Source organism: Corynebacterium sp. (genome assembly GCF_030532325.1).
In the GTDB taxonomy this organism is placed as follows: domain Bacteria; phylum Actinomycetota; class Actinomycetes; order Mycobacteriales; family Mycobacteriaceae; genus Corynebacterium.
This window is the reverse complement of the sequence record NZ_JAUNLS010000013.1, coordinates 36,235-53,232: the sequence shown is the minus strand read 5'-3', so window position 1 is coordinate 53,232 and position 16,998 is coordinate 36,235. Positions and strand designations below refer to the sequence as shown.

Sequence of the window (16,998 nt, the reverse complement as noted above, 5' to 3'; positions counted from 1 at the left end):
AGGATTCTGTAGCGATTCTTAGGATTCAATGCTGTCTTCGCGCCAGGTGCGCTCCGGTTCCGCGCCGTCGGAGACGTCGGAATCCGCGTGCTGCGCGTGCTGGACGTACAGGTAGGCCATGTGGCGTTCGTAGAGGTCGAGTACGTTGTTGATGATTTGGCTCTCGCTGTAGCCGTAGACGTCGTAGCCCAGGGAGCCAGTGAGGTCATAGACCTCGAGGCGGTAGTACTCGGTGTCCTCGCCCTGCGCGTAGTCCGGAAGGTCGGCTGCGACGGGGAAGAGCTGGTAGCGGAACTTTCGCTCGTGTTCCATGGTGACCTGGAGGTCGAGCTGCGGGATGTCGAGCTCAGGGAGCTGGCTTGTCAGCAGTATCGCGTCGTGGCCGCGGGCGCGCAACTGGACCGCGACGGCCTCGAGGGCGATGGCCGCGGTGTCGTTGATGTAGGCGGTCATCTGTTCCTTGGTGGGGAAGGAATCGAGCCTCTCGAGGCGCTGCTTCCAGCGCTCGCCGGAATCCACCGAGGTGCGGCTGGCCACCGCGCCGTGCAGTGCGGTCTGCCGCACCGCGCGCTGGGTGCTCTCCAGGCGCAGGGACTTCCACAGCGAGTACATGACCAAGTAGATCACCACCGCGAAGGGCAGGCCCATGACCACGGTGGCGGACTGGACCGTGGCGATTCCGTCGAGCTGCAGCAGGGCCAGCGTAAGCCCGCCGACGGTCACGGACCAGAAGATGCGCAGCCAGCGGGGACCGTCCTGGCGGCTATCGGTGATGCGGGAGGTGAAGTTGGACATCACCAAGGCGCCGGAGTCGGCGGAGGTGATGTAGAGGAGCAGGCCGATGAATGTGGTGAGGAAGATGACGATGCCCGCGCCCGGGAACTCCGAGAGCATGTCGTAGAAGCCCTGCTCCGGGGCGTTAATGGCTGCTTCGGCGAAGCCGGGGAAGTCGCCCGAGCGGACCATGCCCAACGCGGTGTTGCCAAAGAAGGACATCCACAGAAGGATGAAGAGGAAGGGGAAGGTCAGGGTGCCGAAGATGAACTGGCGCAGGGTGCGTCCGCGGGAAATGCGCGCCAGGAAGAGGCCCACGAAGGTGGCCCAGGCAATCCACCATGCCCAGAAGAAGAGAGTCCAGGACTGCATCCATTCGGACACGTCCGCCTGGTTCTCGGAGAAGGCGAAGGTCTCCATGGTCCACTGCGGCAGGGCAACTACGTAGTCGCCGATGTTGGTGATGAGCGCATTGAAGAGGTAGGAGGTCTTGCCCACGATCACGATGTAAATCATCAGCGCGATGGCGAGGAAGACGTTGAGCTCGGACAGAAAGCGGATGCCCTTATCGACGCCCGAGACCGCCGAGAGCGTAGCAATGGCCACGGCGATAATGATGAGCGCGGACTGCAGGCCCAGCCCCTGCTCGAATCCGAAGATGATGTGGAAGCCATAGGAAAGCTGGACCACGCCGATACCCAGCGAGGCGGTTACGCCGAACACCGTGCCGAGCATGGCGGCGACATCCACGGCATCGCCTACTGGCCCGTGCACGCGCTTACCGATGAGCGGGTAGAGCGCCGAGCGGATAGCCAGCGGCATGTTGAGGCGGTAGGCAAAGTAACCAAAGGCCATGCCCATGAGGGCGTAGAGTGCCCAGCCGGTCAGCCCGTAGTGGAACATGGACCAGACTACGGCCTCCTTGGCCGCCTGGACTGAGCCCGGATCCGCCGTCGGAGGAGTGACGAACATGGTGATGGGCTCGGCCACGGCGAAGAAAACGAGGTCCACGCCGATGCCGGCGGCGAAGAGCATGGAGGCCCAGGAGAAGGTGCTGAACTTGGGCCGCGAGTGGTCCGGGCCCATGCGGATGTTGCCCGCATTGGATAGGGCGATGTAGAGCACGAAGACCACGGCGGCGGTGGCGGTGAGGATGTAGAACCAGCCGAGGTTGGTGGCGATCCAGCCGGTGATGTTGCCCAGGGTGGCCGCCGCGTGCTCTTTGCCGAGCCCGGCGTAGAGCGCCATGGCGATGATCAGCGCGCCCGAGATGATGAGAACGGGATAGTTCGGCTTGGGCACCTCGACTTGGTCAGCGCCGACGTCCGCGCCAGTCTCTGCTTTATAACTGCCGACGAGAGCACGCACCTGGTAACTTCGCCTCTTTTTCGCCCCCGATTGTGGGGGCCGGCCGCGTTGGGACGGGCCTTCCGGATCGTGCGGATCGAAGTTCGCCATCGGGTGCTCCTCTTTCGCTATGGGGTAGGAATTTTATTCTTCGGGTGTCTAAAAAGCTCCGGTTCTCCTGGGACAACGCTGAACGTGAGCAATATCACAATGTGGCGTATTATGCGGACTGTCCAGCCGGAAATTTTCGCCACGTCTGGCAAATATACCTTAAGCTGTGCATTCTCTGAGGGTTGTGGGTACGCTGATAAGAGTGAGCGAAATATATATTCGCCACTAGGTATATTATACATTCTGCATTGTAGTGATTTGCATCACTCTGTAGGCGAGAAGTGAGAGGATTGTGTATGGCGAAGAGGGTAACGGACGAAGTATGCGACGTTGTGGTCGTCGGCGGCGGTTCCGCAGGATCCGTCATCGCGGCGCGGTTGACTGAAGATAAAGACACCAGGGTCCTGGTGCTCGAGGCTGGACGTCCTGATTCCCTCTGGGATCTCTTCATCCACATGCCCTCTGCATTCTCCTTCCCCATTGGGGCGAAGAACTACGACTGGATGTACGAGTCCGAGCCGGAGCCGGAGATGAACGGCCGCCGCATCTACCACGCCCGCGGCAAGCTGCTCGGTGGCTCCTCCTCCGTCAACGGCATGATCTTCCAGCGCGGCAACCCCATGGACTACGAGAAGTGGGGCCGCAACCCGGGCATGGAGAACTGGGACTACGCCCACTGCCTGCCCTACTTCAACCGCATGGAAACCGCCGCGGCTGCCGACGATAACGATCCCCGCCGCGGCCACGACGGCCCGCTGTACCTGTCCCGTGGCCCGGCCACCAGCCCGCTCTTCCAGGCCCTGTTCAAGTCTGTGCAGGAGGCTGGCTACAACCTGACCAACGACGTCAACGGCTACCGCCAGGAGGGTTTTGCGCCCTTCGACCGCAACATCAAGAACGGCAAGCGGTGGTCCGCAGCCCGCGCCTACCTGCACCCGAACGCCGACCGCGAGAACCTGGAGATCCGCACCCGCGCGCTGACCACCAAGATTCTCTTCGAGGGCCAGAAGGCTATCGGCGTGGAATACGAGTGGAAGGGCGGCGTGCACCGCGTGTACGCGGACAAGATCGTGCTCTCCGCGGGCGCCATCAACACCCCGCAGCTGCTGCAGGTCTCCGGTGTGGGCGATGAGAAGCTGCTCAAGCAGCACGGAATTGACGTCGTCAAGCACCTGCCCGGAGTGGGTGAGAATCTGCAGGATCACCTGGAGGTCTACATCCAGTACGAGACCACCAAGTCCACCGACTCCTCGCAGCCCTACCTGGACAAGTGGCGCTGGCCGTTCATGGGCCTGCAGTGGCTGCTGACCCACAAGGGCCCCGTGGCCACCTCGCACTTTGAGGCTGGCGGCTTCGTGCGCTCCAACGACGACGAAGAGTACCCGAACCTCATGTTCCACTTCCTGCCCATGGCGGTGCGCTACGACGGCCAGAAGGCCGACGTCAAGCACGGTTTCCAGTGGCACGTGGGCCCGATGTTCTCCGACACCGTAGGCCACGTCCGCATCAAGAGCGCCAACATTCACGACAAGCCCGAGATCCTCTTCAATTACCTGAAGACGGACCAGGACCGCCGCGAGTGGGTCGAGGCCGTGCGCGTGGCCCGCAGTCTGCTCGACACCAAGGCTATGGAGGAGATCGGCGCGCGCGAGTTCAGCCCGGGCCCCGACGTGCAGACCGACGAGGAAATCCTCGAATGGGTGCGCAACGACGGCGAGACCGCGCTGCACCCCTCCTGCACCTGCAAGATGGGCACGGACGAGATGGCAGTCGTGGACCCGGACACCATGCAGGTCTGGGGTACCGAGGGCCTCTACGTTGCTGACGCCTCCGTCTTCCCCAACGTCACCAACGGCAACATCTACGCCCCGACCATGATGGTGGGTGAAAAGGCCGCGGACCTCATTGCTGGCCGCACCCCGCTCGCCCCGCTCAACATCGAGTGGTACCACGCCAAGAAGGGCATGCCGCTCTACGCCGAGGGCGAGGCCGTGCGTGACCACAAGACGGCGATCAAGGGTGCGCACTAACGTAAGCTAGTCCGCATGCTAGAAGTCTCAATCAAGGGAGAATCCATCAAGCTGGGCCAGTTCATCAAGCTGGCCTCGCTGGTTGCCACCGGCGGCGAAGCCAAGGAACTCATCGAGCAGGGCGCGGTGACGGTCAATGACCGCACCGTGACCCAGCGCGGCGCGACCTTGCACGTGGGCGACGTCGTCTGCATTGGCGATACCTGCGCGCAGGTCGCGGACGACGAGGAGGACGACTACTTCGACGAAGCCACCGCCGACGATGATTTCGACCCCGAGAAGTGGAGGAACCTGTAATGCCGGCGTTCGAAGCCGAAGTGGGCATGCCCTACTGGATCACCTTGACCACCTCTGACGCCGAGGCCTCCGCTGCGTTCTGCTCTGAGGTCCTCGGCTGGGAGTTTGAGGACAACATCGCGCGCCTCGAAGGCCTGCCGATCGCGGAACTTGTCCCCGAGACCGGCGGCGATACCTGGGCCACCTACTTCCTCAGCCGTGACATCAACGCTGATTGCCAGCGCGTCGAGCAGCTGGGCGGAAAGGTGCTAGCGCTTGGCGACGACCACCTCGCCCTCCTCGTCGATCCCGCCGGCGCCATCTTCGGGCTCATCCAGCCGAAGCTGGATCAGTTCGTGGCCGGCGGCGAGCCGGGCACCCCGGTGTGGCACGAGCTGGCAGTCACCCGCGACTTCACCCGGGCGCTGGACTTCTACGGCGAGCTCTTCAACTGGGAGATCCGCGGGGACGAGGCCTACGCGCTGGCCGAGGAACAGGGCGCCGCCTTTGCCGGCATGTGGAACGCGCAGGGGCAATTCCCGGAGCAGGTGCCGAGTTTCTGGCAGACCTACCTCGGTGTGCGCGATATTGACGCCGCGGCGCAGAAGGTGCGTGCCGCGGGCGGCGAGATTATTCGCGAGCCGCATGATTCTCCTTTTGGGCGCCTGTGCATCGTCGCCGATTCCACGGGAGCCACCGTGACCTTCTGCGAAGTGGAGGATGCTCCCGAGGAGCCCATGGATGAGCTCTTCGACGTTTAAAGCTGTCGTCGACATTGTCCAGCGCGTGCCCGCAGGCAACGTCACCACCTATGGTGAGGTGGCCAAGGCGGCGGGCGTGAGCCCCCGCTACGTGGGTTGGGTGATGGGCAAAGCGGAGCTGCCGTGGTGGCGCGTGGTGCGCAGCACGGGGCAATCCCACGACATCGAGCGCGCGCGTGAGCACTGGGAGCGGGAGGGGATCTCCTACTCCGGTGACTGTGCGCTGATGTCTAAGCATGGTCTGGATTGCGACGATCTCGTACGTGGTTGCGATTAAGCAGGTCAATCCTTTCCGCGACGGTGAGCTTCCAGTGGGTGGCTAGTGGGCCTTGCGGGGCGGTCATTACCCAGGTGCCATCCGACATAAGCCAGTAGATGTCCCCGGAGATGGGGTCCATGACGTAGAAGGCCCGTTTGTCTGTCTTGATGTTGTGGTGGTGTTGGCACAAGCAGGCGAGGTTATCGGTGCTGGTGGGCCCTCCCCGTCCGTACTCGACGCGGTGATCGAGCTGGCAGCGCGCGGCCGGAACCGTACAGCCCGGCCAGCGGCAGGTACCGTCCCGGGCCTCGACGAAGGCGCGAGTATTCTCCGTGGGCACGTAGCCCTCGGTGGACGCGGGGAGAATCGGGCGGGTTGTGGTATCGAGCGGCGTGCGGGAGAGATCCTGGTAGCCGTAGCCGGGCAGCAGCGCCAGACTCGAGCCCTGCGCCTGGAAGGTGTTGATCCTGACGCTGGCTTTGACGGGCTCGGTGATGATCTTGACCAGGGCTTCTGCCTGCGAGATTCCGTCCGCCTTGGCGCGCTGGCGCACGAGGGCGTCGATGATCTCGGCGGTGGCGGGATCCGTGGCCAGGGTGAGGTAGCCCTGCTGCGGGCCGCGGATGTACTCGTAGTGATCGGCGGGGACGTCCTCTTCCTCGAGCGGCTGGTAAAAGGTGTCCATTACTTCTTTGATGGCCGCCTTGATGTCCCCGGCGGCGGGCAGGTGCTGGTTGCGCCGCCGCGGGGTGAAGAGGCCGACGAGTGCCTCGTCGACGTGAGGCAGGATCTCCTTCTCAGCGCCAAGTAGGGCAAAGCCGATGGCGCTGAGCCGGGGAGCGTCGAGGAACCAGTGTTGCTGGTTGAGTTCGGTGAGTTGTGGCATGTGCGCGAGCAGCATGAGGGAATAGATCATGCGCTCGGCGGTGTGGGCGCTCACCCCGAGGGAGCGTCCTATGTGGTTGTAGGTGAGTTCTGCGTCCGCGTCGGGGTCCGGAATCACCGAGCTCCACGCCTCAAACATCGCACGATTGTTTGACATAAAGGTCTGGGCTAGGGCGGATTCAGGGTTGCACGGGGCGAAATAGGCTGTAATTAGGGCTGTGGACATGTCATACCCCCAAGTAGTGACATGGTGTGTAGATAGGGAAGGATGCTTTCCTTGCCTGCCATCATATTCGCACAGGTGTTTGTTCGTCAAGGTGTTCGAGGAAAAATTCTTCCACCGATCCTGAGCAGGAAAAACCGCGCGGGAGGGATACACTAGGGGCGTGTTGAAGAAAGCCCTCGCCACCGTTTTCGCCACTGCGCTGGTGGCCCCCACAGCGCAGGCGGCCGTCTTCCTCGATCCCCAGAAGGTCCCGCCGCGCACCCAGGCCACGCTACGCTACGCGGACGGTACAACGGTCTCCACCGGCAACAGCCACGAGTCCCGGCCCGCGCTGTCCCTGGTCAAGCTTTACCTGGGAATGTGGGTGCTCAAGTACGGGGCGCCGGAGGACAAGGCCAAGGTGGAGGACATGATCCGCTTCTCCAACGACGCCACCGCCAGCCACCTCGACCGCACGTACCCGCAGGCCATCCCGGGCATCATCGCGGAGTACGGGCTTAAGGAGACGCACTACCCCGGCTACTGGGGCAACACAACCACCTCCACGGAGGATCTCGCCCGTTTCACCGCGACCATCTGGTCCGATCCGGTGGCGCAGCCGATGGTGAGGGGGATGAGGACGGCGTCGCCAAGAGCGGCGGATGGATACCTGCAGGATTTCGGCACCGCGCGCATTCCGGGCGTGTGGGGCACGAAGCTCGGGTGGGCGGATGATCGCAGCGTGCACGCGACGGTCTCGGTGGGCAATGGCTACAGCATCGCGGCCAATACTTACGGCTCGCCGGGGGATCTCACCGCGGACGTGCTCGGCGCGGTGCGAGTGGTGCCGGATCCGGTGCCCCAACCCCGCACCTGGCAGCAGCTGTGCAAGGAAGTCAATGACCGCCTGCAGCAGGTCGGCTCATCGAAGGTGTGCTGAGACCGGCAGGTAGGAGTAGGTGGTATCGGCGCGGGCCCGGCGGTTTCCGCGCAGGACTGCGTAGATGACGGTGGGGTAGAGCACGGCGGCGACCAGCACGTATTGCACGATCATCACCCACGTGGCGTCCCACATGTAGTTCCACGCAAAGTGGAGCAGGAAGGATCCCGCCAGCGTGCCGAAGCCCACCGCTAGGCGCCACCACAGCGGCTTGTAGGCGCTAAACAGCGCCCAGCCGATGCCGTAACCGGCCAGCGCAGTCAGACACATGTGCAGACCCGGGCCCGCCAGCAGGCGCAGGCCCCACATCTGCAGCATGCCCAGCCAGTCGGAGCTGGGGTGCATCAGGGCGCCGGTTACGGAGTAGAGGAAGTTCTCGTAGACCTCAAAACCCCAGCCCACCATGGCGCCGACGACCATCCCGTGCCACGGGCGGTTGAGCTGGCGGAAGCTGAGCAGAATGAAGAGCACGCCGAGCGCCTTGCTGAACTCCTCCGGGTAGGCGCCCGCCCAGGACATGATGGCGCCGTCCCATCCCACGGTGGCGGCCGTGCTCATGAGCGGGGCTCCCGGGATGAAGGCGAGGGAGACCGCCGCGGTGCATCCCCAGAGCACGCTTGCCGACGCCCACCCGGCCCCCTTCACCCACATCGGGCTCACCCGCCATAGGGCGACGCCGACTGCGCCGAGGGCGGCAGCGATGAGCAGGCTCAGCGCCGCGGGCCCGGGGGCGGGCAGGAACATGACGCCAAAGTTAAGGAGCGCGGGAAGCGAGCCGAGGGCGATGATGACCCACAGCGCTGCCTGAAAGAGTTTCACCTAGACGGCCTCCAGGAATCGTTGGGACAGGGCCTGGGCGTTCTCGCCGGTGATGATGATCTGGTAGTCCAGGTTCTCCTCGCCGGGGATGCTGAGGGCGCGGGTCTGCGAGGGAGCGTCGTCCAGCACGAGCACCTCGCCCTCGTGCTGGACGGGGCCGGTGGGCATCCCGGTGAAGGAGTTGGAGCGGATAGCACGGCGCAGGGCGAGCTCGTCATCGTCGACGTCCTCGGTGATGGTGGCCTGCACCATGGTCTCCCCGCAGTCCCAGGCCAGCGGCAGCATGGACTCGTAATTCGGGGTGCAGTATAGGCCGGGCACGGGGATGTCCCAGTCGTAGCCGGGAACGGAGAGCATGACCTGCTCGGGCTCCGGCTCGGAATAGGGCAGGGCAGCGCTGAGAATCCACGGCGCGCCGAGGACCACCAGGGCCGTGGCCAGGGTGGCAAAAAATGTTCCCGTCAGACGCTGGGGAGGGAAGCGGAAATTTGCCATAGCCCACACTCTAACGCGCGCGATTGACATAGAGTGGCTGGCATGAAGGATCTGTATCAATTTGTCAATGGCCCATGGCTCGAGTCGCACGTCATCCCGGATGATCGCGGCGTCGACGGAGTCTTCCACGATCTGCGCGATGAGGCGGAGCTGCTTGTCCATGACATCGTGAAGGATGATACTGGTCGGCCAGGCGCGCTGTACGCCTCCCACATGAACACCGAGCGGGTCAACGCCGCCGGCGTGCGCCCCCTGGACGCGGACCTGGACCGCCTCGCGGTGGGTTCCCCGGAGGAGCTGGCGCGCGTCTTCGGCGAGCTGGAGCGCGAGGGCATCGGCGCCCCGGTGACCTTCTGGGTGGAGAAGGACTCCGGCTCGGAGGAGGCGGTGGCCTACGTCATCCAGTCCGGTCTCGGCCTGCCGGATGAGGCCTACTACCGCGAGGAGTCCCACGCGGAGACCCTGGCCGCCTACGAGAAGCACGTGGCCGAGATGCTCGGCTTCCTCGATCCCGCGCGGCTTTTCGGTCTGGGTGCGGAGGCCGCCGCTGCGCGCATCGTCGCGCTGGAGAAGGAACTGGCAGCTGGCCACTGGGACGTCGTCAGCGTGCGTGACGCGGTGAAGACCTACAACCCAATGGAGATCTCGGAGCTTCCCGGCATCGTGCGCAACCTGCTTGTGACACTGCCGGATCACCGCGTGGTGAACATGATGCCCTCCTACATGGAGCATGTGGCGGAGATGTTCGGCGCGGACCGCATGGCTGATTGGCAGCTGTGGGCCACCTGGCACATCCTGCTCGCCCGCGCGCCCTACCTGGCGGAGGAGATCGGCGCGAAGAACTTCGAGTTCTTTGGCACCCGACTCTCCGGCGCCACCGCGCAGCGCGATCGTTGGAAGCGCGCCGTCGGCCTGGCGGAGAGCATGGTGGGCCAGGAGATTGGCAAGGTCTTTGTGGAGAAGCACTTCCCGCCCTCCTCCAAGCAGGAGATGGACGAGCTGGTGAGCTACCTCATCGCCGCCTACCGCGAGCGCATCTCCCAGCTGGAGTGGATGACACCGGCCACCCGCGAGCGCGCGCTGGAGAAGCTCTCCCAGTTCAAGGCCAAGATTGGCTACCCCGAGCGCTGGCGCGATTACTCCGGCCTGGAGTTCGGCCCGGATCTGGTGGAGAACGTGCGCGCGGGCAGCGCCTGGAACCACGACTACGAGCTGGCCAAGATTGGCAAGCCCGCGGACCGCGACGAGTGGTTCGCCACCCCGCAGACCGTCAACGCCTTCTACAACCCGGTGGTCAATGACATCACCTTCCCCGCGGCCATCCTGCGCCCGCCGTTCTATAACCCGCTTGCCGACGCCGCCGAGAACTTCGGCGCCATCGGCGCGGTGATCGGCCACGAGATTGGCCACGGCTTTGATGATCAGGGCTCGCAGTATGACGGCCACGGCAACCTCAACTCCTGGTGGACGGAGGAGGACCGTGCGGCCTTTGAGAAGCTCACCGCTCAGCTGGTGGATCAGTACGAGGGCCAGGTGCCCACGGTGCTCAAGGAGGCCGGCATCGAGTCCGCGGGGGTTAACGGCAAGTTCACCCTCGGGGAGAACATCGGTGATCTCGGCGGCCTGGGTATTGCCGTGGTGGCTTACAAGAATTACTGCGCGGACAAGGGCATCGACATGGACGGCGAGCTGCGCGACTTCGAGGTGGAGGGCGCCTCGCCCGAGCTTTACGAGCGCCAGTACACCGGCCTGCAGCGCTTCTTCCTGTCCTGGGCCCGCGTGTGGCGCACGGCCATCCGTCCCGAGATGGCCGCCCAGTACCTGGCCATCGATCCCCACTCCCCGGCGGAGTTCCGCTGCAACATCATCGTGGAGAACGTTGACGAGTACTACGAGGCCTTCGACGTCGAGGGCGGCATCGCCCCGGAGCAGCGCGTCACCATCTGGTAGCTGAGAAACATGGCACTGACGCAAGAAGAACAGCTCGAGCACCTCGCCTCCTACCTCAACGCCCACTACCCGCTGCCGGACTTCCGCCCGCCGTGGAAGGGCGGGGGCTCGCCGGACGCGGATCGGTACTGCGCGCTGCTGCCGGATCGCATCGTGCAGGCCTCGATGCTGCTGCTGGGCACCGCGGTGGACCACAGTCTGCCCGGCACCGCGTTCACGGAGGGGATCTCGGTGGAGGACTCCGTGTACGGGGCCCTCTTTGTGCCCAGCGAGCCCAGCGGGCGCTTCGCGGTGTCGCTGCACTCGGGCGGCTGGTGGCGCGGCAGCGGGCAGGCGCTGGAGATGCAGTGGCGCCCGGAGGTGGCTGCCGCCGCACAGCTGTCCGGGACCACCATCCTCGACGTGGACTACCCCTTGGCCCCCGAGCACACGGTGGCGCAGATGGTGGAGTTCACGCAGGCGGCGGTGGATTCCCTCGCTGGCCCCGTGACCGTGTGGGGCTACTCCTCCGGCGCGGCGCTGGCCAGCCTCGTGCGTGCCGACGCCCTGCTGCTCACCTTCCCGGACTTCGGGGCGCTCGAGGCGCTGCCGGAGGAGATTCGGGGTGGCTGTGTGATCCCCCAGGACTTCCCGCGCACGCTGGTGCAGACCGCGGCGCAGGATGAGGTGGCCGCCCGGGTGGAGATCCCGGGGGCGGAGACCGCGGAGTACGTCTCCACGCACCGCATCTCCACCCCGGAGGTGGCCCGGCAGCGCATCCGCGATACCGCCGCCTTCCTGGCCAGCGTTTAGTCCTTCGCCTCGCCTTCCTTGCGGATCTTCATCTCGGAGTTCTGCCACAGGCCGGAGCGCTGGATCACCTCGTGATCGATGACGGCTTCGGCCGGGGCGTTGCCGCGGGAGTCGGTGCGCAGCTCGTACTTCTCGATGGCGCCCCAGTCACGCGCCCAGTCATGGTTGAGGTAGCTGGGGATCTCGTAGGAGTAGTTGACCGCCTCCGCGGTGGACATCGCGCCACCGCCGGAGAAGGACTGGAAGTCCGTGAGCGAGGTCTGCGCGGCGGCGTCGGGAAGAATACGGTACTGCGGAATCTCCGTCACGCCGGCGTAGTGGTCGAAGGTGCGCTGGCAGGGGAACTGCAGGGCCACGGACCAGTCCAGCAGCGCGGGGGTGCTGGAATCGAATTGGGAGTTGAGGGTGGCCAGCTCGGGCACGCGCGGGGGAGTAAAGGCCATCCAGTCGTCCTCGTCGGTGGAGTCATCCACCGCGACGAGGCGCACGACGTTGGCCTCCTCGGGCAGCTCGTCGAGCGCGATGCGCAGGTTGCGCCACTTCGGGGTGGCGCCGACGTCGGAAAGCTCCGCCTTGCCCTTGTCCACGACCTTCTCGCCGCGCAGGGTGCCGTACTCCAGGGTGAGCTTGAGGCCGTCCTGCTCCACGCCGTTGACGTCGTGGTGGTAGATGTTGCCTGCCGCGCCCACAGCAAGGATCGGGGTGCTCTCGGTGGCCTTGGGCAGGTGGTACCACTGGGTGGTCACCTGGGAGGTGGAGCGCTGCGCATCCGTGTAGGAGCCCAGCACCGGCACCTTGGTGTAGTCAAAGTTGAAGGGCAGGTGCATCCGGGAGCCGTTGACGCCCGCGGTGCCACGCACGCCACCGGTGGAGGAATCGGTGATTTCCGCTTCCTTCTTCTCGGTGGCGGCCTGCTCGTCGCTGGAGGTGGCGTTGGATTCCTCGGTGGAGGCGGAGTCAGCGATAGCACCCACGGAGGCGGAGTTGATGTTCTCCGGTTCGATGGAATCCGGGATCATATTGGGCCCGAAGCCAAAGGAGGGGCGCGTGGGATCCTCGAGGGAATCCTTCAGCTCGCCCTTGACCGGGGTGAGGAAGGACTCGTTGGTGTTGGTCTCCACCAAGGTGGAGTCAGCCAGCGAGCAGACATCGCCCTTGAGGGAGGCCAGGTTGCCGCGGCCCACCGAGTAGGCCTCGCCCTGGGAGACGTAGGCCTTGGCAAAGGAGGCGCAGGAGAAGACCACGATGAGCGCGCAGGCGATGGCGATGGGCGCGGACATGAGGCCCGCCCAGCGCGAGACCTTCGCTGCGGCGGCCGCCTTGAACTCCTCGACGGTCCCCTCTTCCTCCGCCTTGCCCTTGCGATAGCTGTGGGTGATGGCCTGCACCAGGCCCACCGCCAGGACCACCAGGCCGATGAGCAGCATGATGGTGTTAGCCTCCACCGCCTTGTACTGGACGGTGCGGTCCCACCACGGGATGCCAAAGGAGGAGACATACCACCAGGCGTTCCAGCCGGCCAGGGAGATGGCGAGCAGGAAGATCACTGCGGCGATGGAGAAGGTCCGCGCGCGCGGGGAGCGCATGGCGATCTGCGAGAGCACCACCGCGCCCAGCGCGGCGATCACCCCGGCCACGCCGGCGTAGATGCCGAAGTGGTGCGTCCACTTGGTGGGGGTGAACATGAGGAAGAAGGCGGACAGACCCACGATGAGCAGCAGGCGCTGGGTGGGGCCGACCTCCGCGCCGACGACCCGGCGGTCCTTGACAAAGGCAAAGACGATGAGCCCCAGGCAGAAGAGCATGGTGAACATGGCGAAGCGGCGGGTGAGCGAGCCGTCCACGGACTGCTGGAAGAGCGTGGTGTAGCGGACGTACTCCGAGTACCACGGCAGGGAGGGGCCCACCTCGGAGCGCACGCGGGTGGACTCCAGCACGGTGGCCAGCGTCTGGTCGCCGAAGGCCGCCACCATGATGGCGGTGCCGCAGGCCAGGAAGGGGGCGATCATCGCCATCCAGCCCACCTGGGGCGCGCGCTCCGACATGAAGCGGAAGAGGTGCGGCAGGGAGACGAGGAACACGCCCACCGCGAAGAGGCCCGTGGGGCCGGCGGCCAGGGTGATGGTGGCGATGATGGTGCCCACCGCGGCCGGCAGCAGGCGGCGGGTGGCGATGGAACGCTCGAAGGAGGCCCAGGTGAGCATGACGCCGAGCGCCACGATGGGCTCCGGGCGGATGCCGTTGTTGTAGGGCAGCCAGAAGGCCAGGAACATCAGCGCCGCGGTCCAGTGTGCTAGGCGGCGATCGTTGATCACGGAGCCGAAGCGCGGGAGGATCTCGCGGGAGAGGATGAACCAGATGAGCAGCGCGGAGATCAGCGCCGGCAGGCGCACGAAGGCCGAGGCGCTGGAGATCTTGGTCAGGGCCGCGATGAGGTCGTAGTAGGGCGTGCCAAAGGGGGCCTCGGGCACGCCGTACCAGCGGTAGTAGTTGGCCATGTAGGTGGCGTGCTCGGAGACGCGGCCCATGGTGAGGATGAAGCCGTCGTCGGAGGTGTTCGAGCCGAAGATATGCCAGAAACCGAGGATGGCGGCCACCACGCCGTCGAGCGGGCGCACCTGCTTCCAGGTCTCGGGCAGGACGGAGAACTTCTTGCCGTCGAGGCGGTCGATGCGTGCGATGCACACCAGGCTTACCAGCGCCATGGCCACGCCCAGCCACATGGCCAGGGTCTTGATGAGCGTGGGCGAGGAGGTGAAGCGGGAGTTGATCTCCACGTGGATGTCCAGGCCGTCCTTCGTGAGCGCGGCGAGGTTCTCCGGGGTGTCGTCGATCTCGGTGTACACGCCGGTGACCTGCGGGCGGACGTCGTCCTCGGTGGTTGTGGTGTGCTTGCCCACGCGCACGGTGGTGCCTTCACCGGTGGCGTCGATTTTAAGGAGGGCATCCTCCGGCAGGGCGGCAACCTGCTTTGGGGTGAGGGAGAAGATGACCTCGTTGAGGGAGGTCACGGACAGGCCGCCCTCGCCCATGCGCACGAACATGCCGCGGTTGGAGGCCTTGGTGGACTCCTGGGGCACGGTGCCGTAGAGCAGATCCTGGCCCTCGCGCAGCTTGTCGACGCCACTGAGCGGAATCTCTGCGTTAATCTCCTCCGGCGCCACGGAGATGAGCGGCGCGTTGATGGACTGCAGCGAATCGTTCTGCGGCCAGTCAAAGGAGGACTGGGTCTGGTTGACGGGCAAGAACGGGGTAGCCACAAAGCACAAGAAGCCGATGAGGCCAGCGATGATGGCGGTGAGCTTCAGGCTCGTGTTCTTGGGTTTCGTGAGGCTATCTGACACGGCGATCAGTGTACGTCACGGCCCCGAATTATCGGGAACGCACCGCCACCACGAAGGGCCCGGCCTGGGTGGTGTCCCAGCCCTCCTCAAAGACCTCCGGGTTGAAGAAGACCGCCCGGTAGCGCACGTTGGGTTGGTTGGGGTAGATGTCCTCCGCCAGGTGGGTCTTGAAGCCGTCGCCTGGCTCCTCCAGATCGCCGCGGAAGATGATGACGTCCGGCCCGCGCCAGGCGGAGGACTCGAGGGCATCGGCGAACTGCTGCGGGGTCTGCTCCCAGGAATCGCGCGCCCAGGCGGCGATCTGATCATTGCGGGAGTTGAACTGACCCAGCGGGTTGGCGTAGTTGCTGGTGAAGGCGTTGAAGCCAAAGTAGGGGTGGTAGGCCATGAAGAGTTTTTCATCCGTGAGGACGACGGTCTGGTTGGCCTCGTAGCCGTGGCTATCGATGAACTCGCGGATCTCCTGGTAGTTGCGGGCGGAGTCGCTGGTGAAGCGGTCCGCGCGCTCGCCGTAGCCGTCGGTATCGGTGTAGGCGTGGTCGATGCCCTCCTCGTTGGCCTCCGGGATCTGCTGGGCGTAGTAGATGCCGCTGAGCCCGAGCAGCACGGCGAAGCAGGCGGTGATGCGCTTGTTGGTGCTGGCGCTCAAGCGGGAGGGGTAGAGGGTCTCGAAGCCCAGGAGTCGCAGCTCCGCCAGACAGAGGACGCCCGCGGTGGCAAAGATGACGGTGACCACGGACTCCAGGCGGAAGCCCAGCAGCGTGGAACCGGCCAGGGTGACCACCATGGAGGCCACCGTCCACAGATAGATGCCGATGAGCGCCGCGGCCAGCGAGAAGACCGCGCGGTCCTCGATGCGCATGATGAGGTAGATAAGCCCCAGGATGCTGAGCAGGCCGATGAGTGAGAGCGAGAGGAAGGGCGCGGGGATGAGCGTGCCTTCCTCCGGCAGGTAGTGCTGGGCGGTGGATTTCACCGGGAAATCGGCGCGCAGCACGCCCAGGATGTACGGGCCCCAGGCAATCGCCGCGATGGCCAGGGAGCCCACGCCCATGATCACCAGGCGGCCCAGCGGCGCCCAGCGGTGCTCGTAGAAACAGCTGACCACCGCGATGAAGCTCACCACCGTCAGCGCCACCGCGCCGGTGAACAGGGTGTAGAAGCAGGCAGAGATGCCCAGGTAGATGGTCACCGCGGCGGTGGACCACCAGGAGCCGTGGAAGGCGCGGGAGCACAGCACCGCCACCGCCGGCACGCCCATGGCCACCACGGCCGAGTAGGGCTCCTGGGCGTTGAGGGTGAGCGTGACCGCCGTGGTGGTCAGCGCGATCGCCGTGGCCACCGGCAGCGAGCCGACCAGCCGCTGCCACAGCGGCACCAGGATGCAGCCGGCGGCGGAGATCGAGATCAGGGACCAAGGCTGGAAGACCTCCCAGCCCGGCATGCCCAGCAGGTTGGCCAGGCGCCCGCCCAGCCAGAACCAACCCAGGGGATAGAAGGTGGGAAGGCCCTCGTAGTTCATGTCCGCGTAGGACATGGCGTCGGCGCTGCGGGTGAGGAACTGGGTGCGGAAGACCTGATCCACCTGCACGCCGTCCAGCCACAGGTGCGACGCACTCAGCGGCAGGCCGATGGTGGCCAGGGTGAGCAGCGCCGGCGAGAGGTAACACAAAGCGATGGTCAGCCAGTGGCGCCAGGCGGGGCGGGGCTTGTCGGCGTCGTACAGCCACCACACGCACAGCGCGCCCACCAGCACCACGGTGCCCACCGTGCCCACCGTGCTCAGCGCGCGGGTGACCATGGAGGTGCTAAACGCCGGCAGGGAGACCGTCTTGAAGGCCAGGAAGCCCACTAACGCGACAATGCCGCCACCGAGAGCGGCAGCGGCGATGCCCAGGAGGGTCGCACGGCGCGAGGGAGTGTCGGCGTCGTACTCCTCGGTCCGGATGGGCTGCGGGCGCACGTCTACTGGGCTAGTCATGCACCTAGTTTCCCATACCGGGGATGGAT

13 protein-coding genes are annotated in these 16,998 nt (G+C 65.3%); 7 read left to right on the top strand and 6 right to left on the bottom strand.

Annotation, left to right across the window (positions count from 1 at the left end; translation table 11 throughout):
* Positions 1-18: 18 nt before the first annotated feature.
* On the bottom strand, positions 19-2,232 hold the full coding sequence (gene betT, locus Q4E25_RS08130; protein ID WP_303156233.1) for a choline BCCT transporter BetT: 2,214 nt from the start codon (positions 2,230-2,232) through the stop codon (positions 19-21).
* Between the two features lie 296 nt (positions 2,233-2,528).
* Here betT and betA point away from each other — a divergent pair, with 296 nt between their 5' ends.
* The 4 genes from betA to Q4E25_RS08110 are packed head-to-tail and all read left to right on the top strand — an operon-like array spanning position 2,529 to position 5,576.
* Positions 2,529-4,262, top strand: coding sequence for a choline dehydrogenase (gene betA / locus Q4E25_RS08125; RefSeq protein ID WP_303156232.1), 1,734 nt, complete (start codon positions 2,529-2,531; stop codon positions 4,260-4,262).
* A gap of 15 nt (positions 4,263-4,277) precedes the next feature.
* Positions 4,278-4,559 (top strand): RNA-binding S4 domain-containing protein, encoded by a 282-nt coding sequence (locus Q4E25_RS08120; protein WP_303156231.1) that lies wholly within the window; start codon positions 4,278-4,280, stop codon positions 4,557-4,559.
* Positions 4,559-5,299 (top strand): VOC family protein, encoded by a 741-nt coding sequence (locus Q4E25_RS08115; protein WP_303156230.1) that lies wholly within the window; start codon positions 4,559-4,561, stop codon positions 5,297-5,299. The genes Q4E25_RS08120 and Q4E25_RS08115 overlap by 1 nt, the downstream gene beginning before the upstream one ends.
* Positions 5,280-5,576, top strand: a complete 297-nt coding sequence (locus Q4E25_RS08110) for an MGMT family protein (RefSeq protein ID WP_303156228.1) — start codon at positions 5,280-5,282, stop codon at positions 5,574-5,576. The genes Q4E25_RS08115 and Q4E25_RS08110 overlap by 20 nt, the downstream gene beginning before the upstream one ends.
* Here Q4E25_RS08110 and Q4E25_RS08105 read toward each other — a convergent pair.
* Positions 5,530-6,600, bottom strand: a complete 1,071-nt coding sequence (locus Q4E25_RS08105; RefSeq protein WP_303156226.1) for an HNH endonuclease signature motif containing protein — start codon at positions 6,598-6,600, stop codon at positions 5,530-5,532. The genes Q4E25_RS08110 and Q4E25_RS08105 overlap by 47 nt on opposite strands.
* Before the next feature lie 229 nt (positions 6,601-6,829).
* On the opposite strand from Q4E25_RS08105, the gene Q4E25_RS08100 reads away from it, so the two are divergent.
* Entirely contained in the window at positions 6,830-7,588 is a 759-nt protein-coding gene (locus Q4E25_RS08100) for a hypothetical protein (protein ID WP_303156224.1), read from the top strand.
* Here Q4E25_RS08100 and Q4E25_RS08095 read toward each other — a convergent pair.
* Together Q4E25_RS08095 and Q4E25_RS08090 are read right to left on the bottom strand one after the other, a co-directional pair.
* The gene (locus Q4E25_RS08095; protein WP_303156222.1) at positions 7,571-8,407 is read right to left on the bottom strand and encodes a PrsW family intramembrane metalloprotease; all 837 of its coding nucleotides are present in this window, start codon (positions 8,405-8,407) and stop codon (positions 7,571-7,573) included. The genes Q4E25_RS08100 and Q4E25_RS08095 overlap by 18 nt on opposite strands.
* A complete protein-coding gene (locus Q4E25_RS08090; protein WP_303156220.1) occupies positions 8,408-8,902 on the bottom strand; it encodes a hypothetical protein in 495 nt (164 codons plus the stop codon).
* A 42-nt stretch (positions 8,903-8,944) separates the two neighbouring features.
* Here Q4E25_RS08090 and Q4E25_RS08085 point away from each other — a divergent pair, with 42 nt between their 5' ends.
* Both Q4E25_RS08085 and Q4E25_RS08080 read left to right on the top strand, forming a co-directional pair.
* On the top strand, positions 8,945-10,852 hold the full coding sequence (locus Q4E25_RS08085) for a M13 family metallopeptidase (RefSeq protein ID WP_303156218.1): 1,908 nt from the start codon (positions 8,945-8,947) through the stop codon (positions 10,850-10,852).
* A gap of 9 nt (positions 10,853-10,861) precedes the next feature.
* On the top strand, positions 10,862-11,644 hold the full coding sequence (locus tag Q4E25_RS08080) for an alpha/beta hydrolase (protein ID WP_303156216.1): 783 nt from the start codon (positions 10,862-10,864) through the stop codon (positions 11,642-11,644).
* Here the strand turns inward: Q4E25_RS08080 and Q4E25_RS08075 are convergent.
* Together Q4E25_RS08075 and Q4E25_RS08070 are read right to left on the bottom strand one after the other, a co-directional pair.
* Positions 11,641-14,988 carry an arabinosyltransferase domain-containing protein gene (locus tag Q4E25_RS08075; RefSeq protein WP_303156214.1) on the bottom strand — a complete coding sequence of 1,116 codons (3,348 nt, stop codon included), beginning with the start codon at positions 14,986-14,988 and terminating at the stop codon, positions 11,641-11,643. The genes Q4E25_RS08080 and Q4E25_RS08075 overlap by 4 nt on opposite strands.
* A 28-nt stretch (positions 14,989-15,016) precedes the next feature.
* On the bottom strand, positions 15,017-16,969 hold the full coding sequence (locus tag Q4E25_RS08070) for a galactan 5-O-arabinofuranosyltransferase (protein ID WP_303156212.1): 1,953 nt from the start codon (positions 16,967-16,969) through the stop codon (positions 15,017-15,019).
* Positions 16,970-16,998 lie beyond the last annotated feature (29 nt).